Below are 16,693 nucleotides of genomic sequence, written 5' to 3'. Positions count from 1 at the left end.
CCTTGCTATTTTCCTAGCATATCCACCTGTTGGTAGCTAGCAATGGCTTCTACAACACGGTGGTTATGCAAGTGCAAGTCCACACCGTCTGACCCGTCGGGCAGGTTGATAGGAATGCTATGGTACCGGCTCAAGCCAAAGAGCGCCGATTTTTCTTCTATCGGGCCTAGGGCCGACCACGGAACGAGCAATGGCGGATGGCCGAACCGAAAGAGTACCATCACCGAAAGACCAAGGCCGGTGGGTCCGCACCGGATGGTGAGTGCGCCGCGGTAGTTACCGCCAAACCCAACTGCCCCCGCTTTGCGAAGCGTCCCCGACTGCATCGGGAAGCTGGTAGCCGGAGCTTGGCTGACCGCCTCGCTTGCCCGAAAGTAATTGCTCAACCGGTTCCAGCCGTTCAACGAAACAAACCAGCTTATACCAAGCCAGAAAGCCACAAATACGAATGGCAATAAGGCTAGTGCTAAGTACTTGGAAGACGTCATATGGATAAGGGTAAGCAGACAGCAGCCTGCATTTGAAAGTAAGCTATTGTATCCTTACTAGTAGGTAGTACAGCTCGAAACAACTGTAGCCTAGCCCCTTCAGTAACTTTGCACTAACTGAGCGTTTTTGCCACCAAAGTTGTTGTAGGCCCGTATTACAAGCGCCAAGCCCAACAAGTAGGACGCTACTTTTGCATTTCATCCTGACTTTTCTCTGACCTATATGGCAACTATTTCAAACGGTAAAACCAGCGGCAGCCACGCCAAAAAAGTGCCGCACGATAAAAACTCGATAGCGGAGCTTCTGACCCCTACGGCCATTCCAGCCCACAAGCTGGTATTGCGTACGCTGCGCCGCTCCGATTTCAAAGCCATCAAAGGCATTATGGATCAAGTGTATTCCAACATGGAAGGCGCCTGGTCGGCCGATGAGTTTGGCGCGCTGATTCGCAAGTTTCCAGAAGGCCAGATTGGCATCGAAGACAACGGCCGGCTGGTAGCAGCGGCTTTGGCCATCATTGTGGACTACCAAAAGTTCGGCGACAAACACACCTACGCCAAAATCACGGGCAACGGCAAGTTCGACACCCACAACTCCGATGGCGACACGCTGTACGGCGTGGACGTGTTTGTGGACCCCGAGTACCGCAGCTTGCGCCTCGGTCGGCGCCTCTATGATGCCCGCAAAGAGCTCTGCGAGAACCTGAACCTGCGCGCCATGGTGGCTGGCGGCCGGATTCCGGGCTACGCCCAATACGCCAACGAAATGACGCCCGCTAAATACGTGGAGATGGTGCGGAACAAGGAGTTGGTCGACCCCATCCTGACCTTTCAGCTTTCCAACGAATTCTACGTCCGCAAAATCATCCGTGGCTATCTGCCTTATGATTCCGAGAGCAAGGCCTACGCCACGCTGCTGGAGTGGATCAACGTGTATTACGAAGAAGAGGAAAAGCTCATCGGCAACCAGAAAAGCAACGTCCGCATTGGCATTGTGCAGTGGCAGATGCGGGCTACTCGCAGCCTAGAAGACTTGTTGCAGCAAATCGAGTTCTTCGTGGATACGGTGAGCGGCTACAAGGCCGACTGCGTGATGTTCCCAGAGTTCTTCAACGCTCCACTGATGGCCCTCACCAACGAGGATTCGCCGGCGGTAGCTATCCGGGCTATGGCGGCCTTCACGGCGCCTATCAAAGCTAAAATGATGGAACTGGCCGTAAGCTACAACATCAACATTGTAGCGGGCTCGATGCCGGTGTACGAAGACGAGAAGCTGCACAACGTGGCCTACCTCTGCCGCCGCGACGGTACCGTGGACGAGCAGTACAAGCTACACGTTACACCCGACGAAGCCAGCTACTGGGGTATGCGCGGCGGCGACAAGCTGAAGTGCTTCGACACCGACTTCGGCAAAATCGGCATTTTGGTGTGCTACGACGTGGAGTTCCCCGAGCTAGCCCGCATGCTCAGCGACGAGGGCGTGAAGATTCTGTTCGTGCCTTTCTGGACCGACACCAAAAACGCCTACCAGCGTGTGCGAATCTGCGCGCAGGCGCGGGCCATCGAAAACGAGTGCTACGTGGCCATCACCGGCTCGGTAGGCAACTTGCCCCGGGTCGAGAACATGGACATTCAGTACTCGCAGAGCGCGGTGTTCAGCCCTTCCGACTTTGCTTTCCCGCACGATGCCATTGTGGCGGAGGCTACGCCGAACACCGAGATGACCCTGATTGCCGACCTCGACCTGGATTTGCTTAAGGACCTAAACACCTCCGGGGCCGTGCGCAACCTGCGCGACCGGCGCAAAGACCTGTACTCGCTAAGCTGGACCATTAAGAAGACCGACCGTGACGACGAGTTGCTAGCTCAAGGCACCGATGAGCGCCATCCGCGCGTAAGCAAGCGGAAGGCCATTGCCGCTGGGTAATTTTTGTGCATATTGTAGACGTACAATAAACGTCGAAATATGCAACAAGACTACCTCGATCAAGATTACTCCGATGAACCTGTTGAAAAACACTCGGTTTTTGCTGAATTGCTGAACTCGCCGCTGGCCATGCGGTCGGCCAGCACGGGTCAGCGGTTCCTCAACTACATCGTTGATCTTATTACGTTTTACGCCATCATATTTAGCCTTGGTATTGGCCTGGGTATGGTGGTGTCCATTACCGGCGATGAATCGTTGTTCGGTCTGCTGGACAGCCCATTGGCCACACTGGTTTACATTCTAATCATGCTCAGTTACTATTTCATCATGGAGTCGATGACGGGTCGTACAATGGGTAAGATTGCAACTCGTACCCGTGTGGTCATGGAAGATGGATCCAAGCTTACGACCACAGCTGCCTTCCAGCGCACCCTTAGCCGCATCATTCCGTTCGAGGCTTTCACCTTTTTCGGCGGCGGTCCTGGCTTGCACGACCGACTTGCCAAAACTCGGGTTGTGAAGGTTGACTAAGCTGTTATAAGCTAATGCATGTTATCTATTCGTGAAAAAGCCGGTTGGGAACGTTCCCAACCGGCTTTTTCATTGGGTGCCGGTCAACGATTGTCGAATCAACTTTTATTTTCAGTAAACTTCGGCCCCCAGCCCCATTGTCCACTTTTATATAATTTAATTCCCTTTCATGAAACGCATCCTCATTACCGGGGCCAATCGGGGCCTGGGTCTGGAACTCACCCGCCAGCACCTGGAGCGCGGCGACACGGTATTTGCCGCCAGCCGCCAACCCGACACCGCCACCGACCTGCACCAATTGCGCAGCCAATACGCCGACCAACTCCACCTCGTGCAGCTCGATGTAACCGACGAAGCTTCGATTGAGGCCGCCCGGCAAACGGTAGCGGGCCTTGCTGATAGCCTCGATGTGCTGGTTAATAATGCGGGTATTTTTCCGGGTGCAGGTCCCGAGGACCCCGCTAAGCAACACCTCGGCGGTTTGACGGCTGCCAACGCGCTAACCTTCCTGCACGTGAATGCTGTCGGGCCGTTGCTCGTGGCTCAGGCGTTTCTGGATCTGCTGAAGGCGGCTACTAAAGCGCGTATCATCAGCCTTTCGTCGGGCCAGGGTTCTCTCACTTGGAAGGCCTCGGGCGAGCCTTATCATTACTCGGCTAGCAAGGCGGCGCTCAACATGTACATGCGCGCATTGGCAGCTGAAGTAGGCACGTATGGTGTAATTTCGGTGCTCGTAGACCCAGGTTGGGTACAAACCGGAATGGGCGGCGATACCGCTATGCTTCCGCCCGCCGATTCGGCCCGCGGTATTATACGCCTCACCGAGCAGCTTCACGCCGAAGAGAATGGCAGCTTTGTGACTTGGCAAGGTCAGCCTGTACCGTGGTAGCGTAAGCAACAAGCAAGTAGATAATAAAAGAGCTGTTCCGAGAGGAACAGCTCTTTTTTGCGTTCTGCAGCCAGCAAAAAGCTCATGGCAATTCGGGATTTATGAAAATAAAATCAATCCACCCAATGTATAAGCAAGTCCATATCAATGATTTAATGATATTATAGAGATTAATTTATAATTAAAATCCATTTTCTTACAATCTGCTGAGTCTATATAATCGTAAGTAGTACCGTTCACCTTAAACCAAGCTCTATTTCTCCTTTTTACATCTTAATCTCATGCTTGCAAACTTTACTCGCTGGACTAGCGCCTGCAAAGGCGTAGCCCTTGGTACCTTACTAGCTGGCGTTGTTGCGCTGCCGACTGCTGCACAAACTATTTATGGCCTCAGCGGGACTGCTGCTGCCAACACACTAGTATCTTTTAGTGCTACGGCGCCCGGCACGGTTCTAAGCACGCTACCTATCACGGGTACTACACCAGGGCAAACCATCGTCGGCATGGATTTCCGTCCAAACACGGGCCAGCTCTTTGCTATGGGCTACGACGCTACCACCACCGGCGCCAACGCGCAGCTTTACACCCTTGACTTGGCAACGGGCCTGGCCACCAGCGTAGCCCCCGCCATTCGGCTAGAGCTCGGGGATGCGTCGGCCCGCATTGGGTTCGACTTCAACCCCACTGTGGACCGCATTCGGGTAGTAAGCTCTACGTCCGTTACAGCCGGCAACACAACCACTCGCAACAACTACCGCCTCAACCCTAACAACGGCGCTATTGCGGCTACCGATGTCAATCTGGCGTATGCCACCACTGACGCAAATGCTGGCGCTACGCCGGGCGTAGGCGCGGTAGCTTACACCAATTCCTACATTGGCAGCACAGCTACTGTACTCTATGATATCGACGAAACAGTTAGCCGCTTACTAACGCAAAATCCGCCGAACAACGGAACGCTGAACACGGTCGGCACCATCCCTACTTCTACTACGGGTACTGGTCAGAACACGGACTTCGACATCTATTACAACGCTACCAGCGGCGCCAACACCGCCTATCTTTCTACCTCCGTAGCTGGATTTTCTGGCTATAGCGCCACACTCTACACCTTAGACCTGGTAACAGCAGCCACCACCTCGGTGGGAGCAATTGGAGGCGGCTTGATAGATGTGCGTGACATTGCCGTACAAATAGTTCGTCCCGCCACGTTACCCGCTCTAACCGGCCAGCTAGCGTATGCATTAGCTGGCACCAACCTGATTACGTTTGACACGGCCCAGCCTAGCCTAATTCGCACCTCGTTGGGAGTTACACTCCCCACTGGCACGCCCACTACGCAAACGCTGGTTGGCCTCGACATTCGGCCGAGTACCAACACGCTGTATGCATTGGGTTACGATGCCACGGTAGCCAGTCCCGCCGCTAATGCACAGCTTTATCTGATTAACTCGACAACTGGAGCCGCCACGGCTTTTGGATCGGCCATTCGCCTGGAATTAGGTAATGGTAGCGTCGGGTTCGACTTCAACCCCGTTGCCGACCGGATTCGGGTGGTAGGCGCTAACCGCAACAACTACCGCCTCAACCCTACTAACGCTGCTGCGGTTTTGGCTGCCACTGATGCTCAGGTGGCTTACCCCAACAGTACCAACACGCCTAGCATTGGAGCGGTAGCGTACACCAATAGCTTCAATAACACCACAGCAACAACCCTTTACAACTACGACGAGGCGCTCAACCAGCTCAACACGCAGAGCACCAACATCATGGCAGGCACTGATGGTCAGCTAACCGCCGTAGGTACTTCGGGTATTACCATTAATACTACTACTCCCAACGTTGACCTGGATATTTTCAGTACGATGGCGGGCGCCAACACCGCCTACCTGGTAGCTAATACCGGCGCCTCGCCAAATACGGCTCTATACACTGTAGACCTCACCACGGGAGCAGCAACGCTAGTAGGTCCCGTCGGCAACGGTGTAGCAGCCCGTGACATTGCCATAGCTATACCGACTGGTGTGGTAAACTCGAATCGCAAGACGGAGCTGGCAACTGGTTTGTCGCTTTACCCTAACCCGCTGGCCGGTGCTGCCCGCATAACCTTCGGCTTGCCACGCGCTGCTCATGTGGAGCTGACGGTGACGGACGCACTCGGGCGCACGGTTGATACTGTAGATGCAGGCCAACGCGCAGCCGGTCAGCAGTCGGTTGAGTGGAACCGTAAAGGCCAAGCCGCTGGTATCTACTTCTTCCGTCTCAGCTTCGACGGCCAATCTGCTGGCACTCGCCAAGGTGTGCTAACGGAGTAGAAACCTAATTTCAAAGCAACAGAAAAGGCCGGTCCATGATGGACTGGCCTTTTCTGTTTTACGTGCTGCTTCAACCGTTTTGCTTAGCCTTGCATGGCGGCCAGGTGGGCGTGGTCACGCAGGATGGTGCGCAGAAAGGCCTCATCGGGCAATTCGGTGTGAACACCCGTCAAGTCTTTCACTTTGTTTGCCACTTCGTTGAGCAGCAGATAGTTCTTGTGCTCTAAGCCTTTGGAAACCAATTGGCGAATAGTAGCCACATCGTGGTCGGCGAGTTGAGCCGCCTGCGGGAAAACCACTACGTAGTCGTCGGAGGTCATGACGGGAGCTAGTGGGCCGACGCTTTGCCGCGGCCGGGTGCTAACGACTGAGGTGCCAGCGGCCAAGTCGCCGAGGCGCTGGCCCCGCCCGTTGGACGCCACCACGATAACGGCTATTAGCCCACTCATAAAGCCCGTGTCAACGATGCGCAGCACCCATCGCAGCAGGTAGTCGCCGAGGCTAGGCTGCGTACCATCTAGCCGGATGACCTTGATATGCCGTGCCTTCTTGCCCAGGCTTTGTCCGTTGAAAAACACCTCGCATACCAAATGGTAGAACACGACGGGCAGACCTACTAACAACACGAGAATCACGAGCCGCGTGTCGCCCTGTAGTTGCAGGGAGCTGAAGAGCAGAACCCAGGCGACAATCCAGGCAATGAGAATCAGGTTGTCGATAATGGCAGCCAGAATTCGTTCACCAACGCTGGCTACCTCATATTCCAGCGACACATTCTGGGTTGTTTGAACGCGAATTGTACTCATAACAATAAACAGCGAGCGACGACGTGTAAGCGCCGGAATTAATAGTTGAAAAGAATGAAGCGGAGCCGGAAAATTTGCTAATCTTCGTTGATCTGACTTATCTGCAAATTAAAGGTTGCTAGCCAATTGTTGCTTGTTAATTGGTGGTAGATACTAGCTGCTTGTTGGCCGAGTAATAACTCTCCGACAAACCATTTCTTCTACCATTACCGCCCAACAACAATCAGCCAGCAACACTTATCAATCAATTTATGCGTGAAGCGGTATTTCTGCGGCAAAACGAGGCCCGATGGAAGCAATACGAAACGTCGGCCGCTACTACTCCCGACGAGCTAGCCGCCCGGTTTGTAACCCTGACCGACGACTTGGCCTATGCCCAGACCTTTTATCCTAATTCGCCCACCACACGCTACCTCAACGACCTAACGGCCAAACAGCACCAAGTCCTCTACAAAAACAAAACCGAGCATACCAGTCGCTTCAAAGAGTTCTGGGTGCGCGAGTTGCCGCTGCTCGTAGCGCGTCATCATACCCCGCTGGCTTGGTCGCTGCTGCTCTTTACCGTGTTTACGCTGCTAGGCGCCCTATCCGCAGCCTACGACGATTCGTTTGTGCGCGTAGTGCTCGGCGACACCTACGTAAACAAAACACTGGAAAACATCGAGAAGGGCGACCCAATGGCCGTGTACAAGGGCACGAGCGAGACGCCGATGTTTTTGCTCATCACCGTCAACAACATTTACGTTTCGCTGGTAGCCTATGCTATGGGCGCTACGCTTGGGCTAGGAACGGTGTGGGCGTTGTTTCGCAATGGCCTGATGCTGGGTTCGTTTCAATACTTTTTCTACCAGAAAGGGGTGTTGCTACCTTCCCTGCTCACCATCTGGATACATGGCACGCTGGAAATATCGGCCATTGTGCTAGCCGGAGGCGCGGGTTTTGTGATGGCGCGCGGCATGCTGTTTCCCGGTACCTACTCCCGCGCCGCCGCTTTCCGGCAAGCCGCCCGCGACGGTCTGAAGCTGGCTATTGGGTTGGTGCCCATCTTCATGGTAGCCGGTTTTCTGGAAGGCTTCGTGACACGACACACTGAAATGCCCATGGCGCTTAGCTTAACTATTATTGGGCTATCAGCGAGTTTTATTGTCTGGTATTTCATCTTGTACCCCCGGTACCTAAGCCGCCGCTTGCCCGTTCCGACTGCGCCTGGGCTCCTAGGCTAGCCTATTGGCTAGTAGCCCGTTAGGCAAATCATCTTGTCTCCTATCTTAAGGAGCTTATTTGAAATAGTAGATAAAACCATTTCATAACCTTAGTGCACCTATGCAATTAAAATTTACCAAGGAAGAAGACTTTCGCCAAGAGCGTGATTTCGGCGCCAAGATTGGGGCGGCCTTCGAGTTTATAGGCGCTCATTGGCGGCCTTTAGGCAAGTGTTTGACTTACTTCGTGATACCAGCAGCATTGCTGATGGGACTAGCCATGGGAGTATCCCAAAACCAACTGCTTGGCGCTACGCCAACAGATGCTGTTGGCTCGGCCAAGCGTATGCAGGATTTCAGCAATCAATTTTCTAGCCCTTACTACTGGTTAGGAATTTTAAGCTCTGTTATCAGTTCAATACTGCTTGGGGCTACGGTGTATGGATATGTGCTGGTGCGCATGGCACTGCCTCCCGAACAAGAAGTAACACCTCGCTTAGTGGGTGAGCAAATCAGCCGCTTTGCGCTACGCATGTTTCTGTCTACTCTGGCTATGGGTATTCTAATTGCCTTAGGGTGCCTACTTCTAGTTATTCCGGGTATATACCTGGCTATCGGCTTAAGCTTTGTTTGGGCAATTCAGGTACTAGAAAACATTACCGTAAGCCAAGCAATAAGCCGTAGCATCTACTTAGTAAAAGGATACTGGTGGTCCACCTTCGGGCTGCTCTTTATCATGTCCATCATTTTAGGCTTGGTAGCCGCGATTTTTCAGGTTCCCTACATGCTTAGCATTGTCGCCAAGGTGCTACACTGGAGCTTTGTCTCTTCAGATGTGCTGATGGTGGCTAGTAGTATGCTGGCCTCTGTGGGACAAATGCTACTTTACTCGATGCTCTACGTGGCGTTGCTGTTTCAGTACTTCAACCTCGTAGAGAAGAAAGAAGGATTGGGTATGCGCAACCTTGTAGCTAGCCTCGGCAGCGGCAGGGCTCCAGTAGCGTACAACAGCACCTTCCGTCCCGACGACGAAGGCGAATACTAAGGTGTGCCACTGCAAGCTATGAGCACCTAGTTCCAAGTAGATTACATCTGTGTTTTCCGGGTGCTTCCACTGTCTTTTTACTCCTTCTATTCTGTGCGTACTCTTTTTTGTTGCTTGGTTCGGGTTCTGGCTTTGGTGCTGCTATTGAGCGCCCAACCACTCCTGGCTCAACCAGCGCGCAATGCTGCGGCTCCGCCGCGCCCTTTACCCCCCGACCAAACCAGCAACGTAATACTCCGAGCCCCACAAGCCGAGCGGCTGCGTTCTTTCCGGGAGCAGCGCGACTTTCAGTACGTGACCGTGAAAAGTGAATTGAGTGCCTGGGATATGCTGTGGATGCGGTTTTGGCGCTGGGTAGCCGAATTGCTAGAAACCCGCCCTGGCAAGGTGCTTTGGGAATACGGTATTTACGCTGCGCTTATCCTGGCCTTCGTATTCGTGGTGTTGAAGCTGATGCAAGTGGATATAACCCGTGCCTTCGGCCGCGCGCCCCAGCGTGCCCCGCTGTCTTACGACACCGAGTCAGAGGATATTCATGCGCTTGATTTTCAAACGCTACTTCAGGAGGCGGAAGCTACTGGCAACTATCGTCTGGCGGTGCGCCTTGGTTATCTGGAAGTACTCAAGCAGCTCGCCGACCAAGGACTTATCCGGTGGCAACCCGACAAAACCAACCACGACTATCTCTACGAACTGCCTGCTGGCCCGCTAGCCACCGCTTTTCGGGAGCTAACCCGGCAGTTCGACTACGTATGGTACGGGGAACACGACGACCTGACGCCCACGCACTACGCGCAAGCTCGCGCTACGCGCGAAGCCTTCCAGCAACTTCTGGCTAGTCCCCGCCGCGCTGCCTGATCTTCACTTCTATGACAACGTTCCGCTGGTATGTGTTGGGATTGGTGCTGCTGTTTGGGGCTTACGTGGCCGTGGAGTACTACCGCCCCAAACCTCTCGACTGGACCCCAACCTTTCAAAACAAAGACAAGATTCCTTACGGCACCTACGTGCTCTACGACCTGCTGCCCGACATTATGGGCGTAGAAAAGCGCGAAGTTCGGACTATTCGAGTGCCCATCTACAACCAAATTGAAGGTGAGGATGAGCCCGATACCGACCTTGTTGTCGATACGGCTGCTGTGACTGTAGCCTCCGATTCAACCACTGAGGAATACTCCGATGATGAATCAGAAGAATCGGCTTTTAGCGACACGACTACCGCTAGCAATGAAACTGCCTCTACTTCTGCTGAACCGAAAGTAGCTGCTGTAGATACAGCCGGCACCACTTCCGATGATGAAGACTACGAGGCAGGACTAGCAGAAGCAGGATATCCGAAAGCCACTTACGTTTTTGTGGATGATGCCTTCGAGTTGAGTGCTTCCGACTGCCGAGCCTTGCTGCGCCACGTAGCCCGCGGCAACGATGTATTTATTGCCGCCGAGCAATTCGACCGTCATTTCACGGATACTATTGGGTTCCGTACCGCTGCGTTTGTGCCGCGGTTACGTCCACGGAAAGGAAAAGCTACGGCCAGTACCACCTTAGTCGATTCGGTGCGCCTGCTGCTTAGCAACCCTCGGCTAGCCCGTGCGGCAGGCAATGAGTTTCGACTGCCTGCGTTGGGAGCTTCTTATCGTCTGCTGCCCGACAGCGGCATGGCAGCCACCCAATTAGCGGCTGACACGGCTGGCCGAGCCGTGCTGGTACGCGTACCGCACGGCCGCGGCCACCTCTACTTATGCACCGTTCCGCTGGCTTTCACCAATTACTTCGCCCTGCAGCCCAAGACCGGCAACTTCGCTTTCGCTTCCCTTTCCTATTTGCCGACTGGCCGCACAGTGTGGTGGGACGAATACCAGAAGCAAGGGCGCCAAGGCGAACAATCGTTGCTGCGGGTGCTGCTAGCGCATGACGCATTGCGCCGGGCCTTGTACTTGAGCTTACTAGGGGCACTGTTGTTTGTTCTGTTTGAGGCTCGTCGTCGGCAGCGCGTCATTCCTATTCTTAAGCCGCTGCCCAATACGACGCTGCTATTTACGCGCACGGTGGCGAGCCTGTATCGGCAAGGCAATAGCCATGGCGCTATTGCGGAAAAGAAAATCCAACTGTTTTTAGAGCATCTGCGCACTCGCCTTCACGAACCAAGTCTGGACCTGAACGACGATGCCGCCCGGGAGCGGCTAGCGCAGAAAACTGGCATTCCTCGCGCTGATGTCGACGCCTTAGTTAGACGCATCAACTTTTTGCTTACTGCACCTCAAGTTTCCGACGCAGATTTGCTAGCATTAAATAGAGCCCTAAATGACTTCCGAAAAGCGGCATCATAATTATTGCACTATCTACCTAAATTTAACTTTTTTGCTTTATAACTATTCCAAGTAAACGCCTAACACCTACCAATAGGCATAAATAGCAGCTTAATTAAGCAAACTATATGATATTATTTCAACTCTCTTATTTCATCCCTTACTCCGAAATTTCTTCTTGCTTCTAATGGAAAACACATTCAATACCCCAGGCGAATCTTCGGATGCAACGCCTCTGCACGCTGATTCAAGTGGAGAAATTCAGCCAACTACTACAACCACTTCTTCAGAATCAATGGCGGAGACCAGCTTAGAAAGCCTATCCAGCGCCGGAGTGGAAGGCCAAGAAAACGTGCCATCAACCGAGACGTCTGATTCAACAGCTTTTGCTTCGCGCACCAATCTAAGCCACCTAAGCCGCCATGCTGACGCTATCCGGCAGGAGTTGAGCAAGGTGATTGTGGGGCAGCAAGCCTTAGCCGAGCTACTGCTCACCGCCATCTTAGCCGATGGGCACGTGCTGCTTGAAGGAGTACCTGGCGTGGCCAAAACCCTTACGGCCAAGCTGCTGGCTCGCACGCTAGATGTGCCCTTTAGCCGCCTGCAATTCACGCCGGATCTGATGCCTTCCGACGTGTTGGGCACGTCCGTTTTCCGGCCTAACAAAGCGGATTTCGAGTTTCGCCCTGGTCCTATCTTCGCCAGCATTGTGCTCATCGACGAAATAAACCGCGCCCCCGCCAAAACGCAGTCGGCGCTGTTTGAGGTGATGGAGGAACGTCAAGTAACGCAGGATGGCACCCGCTACACCGTACCCGATCCATTTGTGGTGCTGGCCACGCAGAACCCCATCGAGCAGGAAGGCACTTACCGCTTACCCGAGGCCCAGCTCGACCGGTTCCTGTTCAAGCTGAACGTGGGGTATCCAAGCGTGGAAGAAGAAGTAAGCATCTTGCAAGGGCACCACGCGGGTTTTGGGGGCACGCCGCTGGATGCAGTGCGCGCCGTTCTGACGGCCGATGATTTGCGAGGCTTACGCGAGCAAGTGCGTCGGCAACACGTAGAGCCTAAGCTGTTGGAATACATTGCCCGTCTCGTTGGGCAGACGCGCGTCCACAAAGGGCTTTACCTAGGCGCTTCGCCCCGGGCCTCGTTGGCCCTGCTCAATGGTGCCAAAGCCCTTGCTGCCCTTCGCGGCCGCGACTTCGTCACGCCCGAAGACGTGCAGTATTTGGCCTCGCCTGTGCTGCGCCACCGCATTCAGCTCACGCCCGAGCGCGAAATGGAGGGCAGCACCGCCGACGATATTGTGAAGCAGATTCTGCAGCAAATCGAGGTACCACGCTAGGCACTGTCATTGCGTTGACGTCGCATGAACAGTAGGGCTTTACTGAACCGATGAAATCTTTCTTCCTTACCCGCCGCTTCTTTTTCGCACTGACGACCCTGGTTGTGGGGTTGGTAGTGGCGTTTTTTCTACCAGGCTGGTTGGCCCCGGTGCAGTTGGGGCTTGGGTTACTTGTGGCTCTAACCGCCTTGGATGCAGGCCTGCTGTATGCACCAGCCCGTGGCGAGGCCGGACACGTTTTTGGGCGCCGGGTGATGGGCGAAAAACTGGCCAACGGCTCAGAAAACGACATTACTATCTACCTAGAAAACTATTACCGGTTTCCAATTCATACCGAAACAATAGACGAGATTCCACATCAGTTTCAGCGGCGCGACGTGCTGTTTCGGACAGCAATAAAGGCGGGCGAAACCACTGTTATTCGCTACCAGCTCCGCCCCGTGAAGCGCGGCGAGTACGAATTTGGAGCCGTAAACGTCTACGTAGCCTCGCCCCTAGGCTTGGTGCGGCGGCGGTTTCGGTTCGATGATAGCCGGACGGTGCCAGTATACCCCTCGTTTTTGCAGATGCGACAGTACGAGCTGCTGGCCATCAGCAACCGCCTGACCGAAGTGGGTGTGAAGCGTATCCGCCGAGTAGGTCATAGTCTAGAATTCGAGCAGATTCGTCCCTACGTGGCCGGCGACGACCCGCGCAGCATCAACTGGAAAGCCACGGCCCGCCGCGCCACTACTGGCCAGGCGGCCGAAGCGTTGGTAGTGAACCATTACCAGGACGAACGTGCCCAGCAGGTGTACTGCCTCATCGACAAAGGCCGGGTGATGCGCATGCCGTTTAACGGTTTGAGCTTGCTCGACTACGCCATTAATGCCACACTTGTGGTAAGCAACATTGCCATTCTCAAACACGATAAGGCAGGTTTGCTGACATTTTCGCACCAACCCGGCACCATGCTAGCCGCCGACCGCCGGGGCGGGCACATGGGTAAGCTACTTGAGGTCTTGTACCGCCAGCGCACCAAATACCTCGAAACCGACTACGAGCGGCTGTATATTACCGTCAAAACCAACATCCGGCAACGCAGCCTGCTTATTCTGTTCACCAACTTCGAAACACTGAGCGGAATGCAGCGTCAGTTGCCCTACTTGCGCCGCTTCGCCAAAGACCACTTGCTGCTGGTGGTATTCTTCGAGAACACCGAATTGCGGGAGTTTCTGGATGCACCGGCCGAAACCACCCAGGATGTCTATAATCAGACTATTGCTGAAAAATTCGCTCAAGAGAAACGTCAAATTGTGCGGGAACTGAACCGCTACGGTATTCATTCCCTGCTTACGGCCCCACAAAACCTAACGGTAGATACAATCAACAAGTACCTAGAATTTAAGGCCCGGGGCTTGATTTAGAACTAGTAAGAAGGAGGCTTTTAATTGCCAGTGCACTATTCAAGCAAAGTAGTTACTTGTCTTCCCTTGAAGACTATTTGGTCAGATCAAGGGCAAATTCCCGCAACAAGAGGCCCGTATCTTACACAAGCTGACATAAAAGGCATTATTGAATTGCATCCTACTGCTTTTGTAGTTGCTGCTATTGGTAGAAGATTAGAATGGATTAGCCATGACAAGTGCTATTCCTTTTGGAAGCTAGAAGTTAAACAACACATAGCAGATCCTTCTACCAACATCTATCTAGAGTACTATCGAGGCGAGTACGCCTACTTAGCTAGTCAGTGGTTAGAGCCTGATTCGACTAATTTCATTTTGCTAGAGAAGATACATTAACAGCAAGATGCCTCTCACAAAGCTCAGTCGTCGAATGCCTCTAATCGGGCGTTGTCCAGGAGCAGGTTGGCGGTGGTACCGTAGTAAAGAAAGGTGATTGATATGCTGTCGAACTCCTCTTTGGGCGGACGCACATCGAAGTACAAGGTCCGTGGCCAAGCGGGCTCCAAGACGCGTTGGAAACGAATAGTACGCGCCTTCACAATGTCGTTGCCGCGCCGAAACCGTACTACGTATTGGGTCATGCGGTTCAGGTCCCATTCTTTCTGGTCGGCGCGGGCGTCGGCGTAAGCCCGCAGCCACTCAAACTGGCCCGGACGAGCCGGAATCACCCATTCAGTGCTCTGGCGGTGCGTTGAATCCAGCGCCAACGAGCAGTTGCCTAGCAAAGCCGGTGTACCACAGATACCGGGAGCAGGCTGCTCGAAATCCTGCTGCCACAGCACGCGCGTGTTGCGAGCCGTACCCGTAAACTCGGCATTGCTGTCGAGTAGCAGCACGGTTTCGGACGGCACTTGGTAGCGAAACAAAATACGCCACAGATACGCCCGAGTCATTTCGCCGGCCGCCAACAACCCGCCTTGGCCACCCGGTATCGACATCTGCGTAAGCCAGTACCCGTACGCACAGCCTACTATTGCCACAACTCCGTAGGCGGCGGCCCAACGCGGACGCGCCAACAGCCAGCGCAGAGCCGCAGCCATGGGCCAAGCCAGCACCGCGTAACTTTCAATCATAGCTCGCTGCCCTAGGCCGCCGCCGTACGTCCATTCGTTCCAGGCAAACGTGACGTATATAAACAGCACAGTGAACACGAGTATGGACCAGAAGGCCTCTGGTTGCTGACGGCGCAACGGTTGAAACCCAACCAGCGCCGTTAGCATTAGCGGCGAGTACATCAGCCAGCCACTACGGAAACTGAAAATACCGTCCCATAAATGCGGTTTCACCCAGTTGAAACCTTGCTCCTGGTAGCTGTACACTATCCAGTCGCCGCTGGCGTAGTGCCAATACAGAGGCTGAATTGATACCAGTACCCCGCCTGCTAGCACGGCCCCAAGTAGCAGGCGCCATTGCCGCTGCCAGAAGGCTAGCCGCTTGCGCAAAGCCACACCGGTTGGGTTCAAGCCCCAAAGCATAGGAAGCAATACAGCCAGAATTTCGGTAGGGCGAGTCAGCGTCATCAGGCCAATCACGGCACCAATGCTTACTGCTTTCACGAAGCTCGGGCGAGCGTAGAACGAAGGCGTAAGCAGCAACAACACCGCATACCAGCCAAACAGCCAGCTGTGCGTCATGCCTGCGTGGCCAGCACCACTGTACACAATGTAATTGGTACCGAGCAGCAGAATAAGCAAGGTGATTGCCGTGGGCCACTCGCCAAACCGGGGAAGCAGTGCCCGACGTACCAGCCAGAAACTCAGTACCGAAACCAGCAAGCTCGCCAGCTTAACGGCCAACTGATAAGGCGGCGAAAACCCGTCGGCTGGAAAGCCCAATGGCTTAGCCAAGGCATGAGCTACCAAGAAAGAAGGTAGTTCTTGTAAGGCTAACCCTGCCGGGTACTTCATCACGAAGTTTCCACTGCCTTCATGCCGAAACGCCTGATAGAAACTTGGGGTAGGCGCGTATTCTTTGAGAAGCTGGTCACGGAAATTCAGCTCGCGCAAATCGTGGTGCACGAATATGGCTGGCAAGTAGAGATAGTAGCCCGCAGCATCCCAGTTCAGCACCGGCGACGTAGGCCAAGCCTGAGGTGGCGGGTAATACCACCAAGTCATAGTCACCAACAACACTGTGCAAAACCAGCTAACTATCTGGGAAGGAGAACTCATAAACTAGAAGAAAACACCAGAACCTTACCTGAATAGCCGTATTGATGGGCTGCAAATTGGGGAAAGTTAAGTGTCGGACCAACTAGTCGATTAAAGTGTGGCCGGTTGGCTTGCCCTATCTAGGCTGTCATATTTGTGGTTGGCTAGCAGATGCCACTACTGATGAGGAACACTCGATCAGCTGGAGTCTTCACTGCAGCTAAACCATTTTAAGGAG

Annotated in this window: 13 protein-coding genes; 10 read left to right on the top strand and 3 right to left on the bottom strand. The window is 54.0% G+C overall.

Annotation, left to right across the window (positions count from 1 at the left end; translation table 11 throughout):
* Positions 1-5: 5 nt before the first annotated feature.
* The gene (locus P1X16_RS19375; protein ID WP_277232449.1) at positions 6-488 is read right to left on the bottom strand and encodes a hypothetical protein; all 483 of its coding nucleotides are present in this window, start codon (positions 486-488) and stop codon (positions 6-8) included.
* A gap of 223 nt (positions 489-711) precedes the next feature.
* Here P1X16_RS19375 and P1X16_RS19370 point away from each other — a divergent pair, with 223 nt between their 5' ends.
* From P1X16_RS19370 to P1X16_RS19355, 4 genes are all read left to right on the top strand, one after another.
* Positions 712-2,415, top strand: coding sequence for a bifunctional GNAT family N-acetyltransferase/carbon-nitrogen hydrolase family protein (locus P1X16_RS19370; protein WP_277232446.1), 1,704 nt, complete (start codon positions 712-714; stop codon positions 2,413-2,415).
* A gap of 39 nt (positions 2,416-2,454) precedes the next feature.
* Entirely contained in the window at positions 2,455-2,946 is a 492-nt protein-coding gene (locus P1X16_RS19365) for an RDD family protein (RefSeq protein WP_277232443.1), read from the top strand.
* Positions 2,947-3,115: 169 nt separating this feature from the next.
* Entirely contained in the window at positions 3,116-3,835 is a 720-nt protein-coding gene (locus tag P1X16_RS19360; protein ID WP_277232441.1) for an SDR family oxidoreductase, read from the top strand.
* A 281-nt stretch (positions 3,836-4,116) separates the two neighbouring features.
* Entirely contained in the window at positions 4,117-6,150 is a 2,034-nt protein-coding gene (locus P1X16_RS19355) for a DUF4394 domain-containing protein (RefSeq protein ID WP_277232438.1), read from the top strand.
* Positions 6,151-6,233: 83 nt separating this feature from the next.
* Here the strand turns inward: P1X16_RS19355 and P1X16_RS19350 are convergent, their stop codons facing one another.
* Positions 6,234-6,956 (bottom strand): RDD family protein, encoded by a 723-nt coding sequence (locus tag P1X16_RS19350; protein WP_277232434.1) that lies wholly within the window; start codon positions 6,954-6,956, stop codon positions 6,234-6,236.
* A gap of 251 nt (positions 6,957-7,207) precedes the next feature.
* Between P1X16_RS19350 and P1X16_RS19345 the strand changes: the two genes are divergently transcribed.
* The 6 genes from P1X16_RS19345 (at position 7,208) to P1X16_RS19320 (ending at position 14,266) form a co-directional block, all read left to right on the top strand.
* Positions 7,208-8,179, top strand: a complete 972-nt coding sequence (locus P1X16_RS19345; RefSeq protein ID WP_277232431.1) for a stage II sporulation protein M — start codon at positions 7,208-7,210, stop codon at positions 8,177-8,179.
* A gap of 100 nt (positions 8,180-8,279) precedes the next feature.
* Positions 8,280-9,203, top strand: coding sequence for a hypothetical protein (locus P1X16_RS19340; protein WP_277232426.1), 924 nt, complete (start codon positions 8,280-8,282; stop codon positions 9,201-9,203).
* 93 nt (positions 9,204-9,296) lie between these two features.
* Positions 9,297-10,061 (top strand): DUF4129 domain-containing protein, encoded by a 765-nt coding sequence (locus tag P1X16_RS19335; RefSeq protein ID WP_277232422.1) that lies wholly within the window; start codon positions 9,297-9,299, stop codon positions 10,059-10,061.
* A gap of 11 nt (positions 10,062-10,072) precedes the next feature.
* On the top strand, positions 10,073-11,533 hold the full coding sequence (locus P1X16_RS19330) for a DUF4350 domain-containing protein (RefSeq protein ID WP_277232419.1): 1,461 nt from the start codon (positions 10,073-10,075) through the stop codon (positions 11,531-11,533).
* A 166-nt stretch (positions 11,534-11,699) separates the two neighbouring features.
* Positions 11,700-12,860 carry a MoxR family ATPase gene (locus tag P1X16_RS19325; protein ID WP_277232417.1) on the top strand — a complete coding sequence of 387 codons (1,161 nt, stop codon included), beginning with the start codon at positions 11,700-11,702 and terminating at the stop codon, positions 12,858-12,860.
* 50 nt (positions 12,861-12,910) lie between these two features.
* Positions 12,911-14,266: a DUF58 domain-containing protein gene (locus P1X16_RS19320; protein WP_277232415.1), complete on the top strand. Its 1,356-nt coding sequence runs from the start codon at positions 12,911-12,913 to the stop codon at positions 14,264-14,266.
* Between the two features lie 398 nt (positions 14,267-14,664).
* Here the strand turns inward: P1X16_RS19320 and P1X16_RS19315 are convergent, their stop codons facing one another.
* Positions 14,665-16,476 (bottom strand): hypothetical protein, encoded by a 1,812-nt coding sequence (locus P1X16_RS19315; RefSeq protein ID WP_277232413.1) that lies wholly within the window; start codon positions 16,474-16,476, stop codon positions 14,665-14,667.
* Positions 16,477-16,693: the final 217 nt, after the last annotated feature.

The organism is Hymenobacter sp. YC55 (assembly GCF_029433095.1).
Taxonomy (GTDB): domain Bacteria; phylum Bacteroidota; class Bacteroidia; order Cytophagales; family Hymenobacteraceae; genus Hymenobacter.
This window is presented reverse-complemented; position numbering and strand designations above follow the sequence as displayed.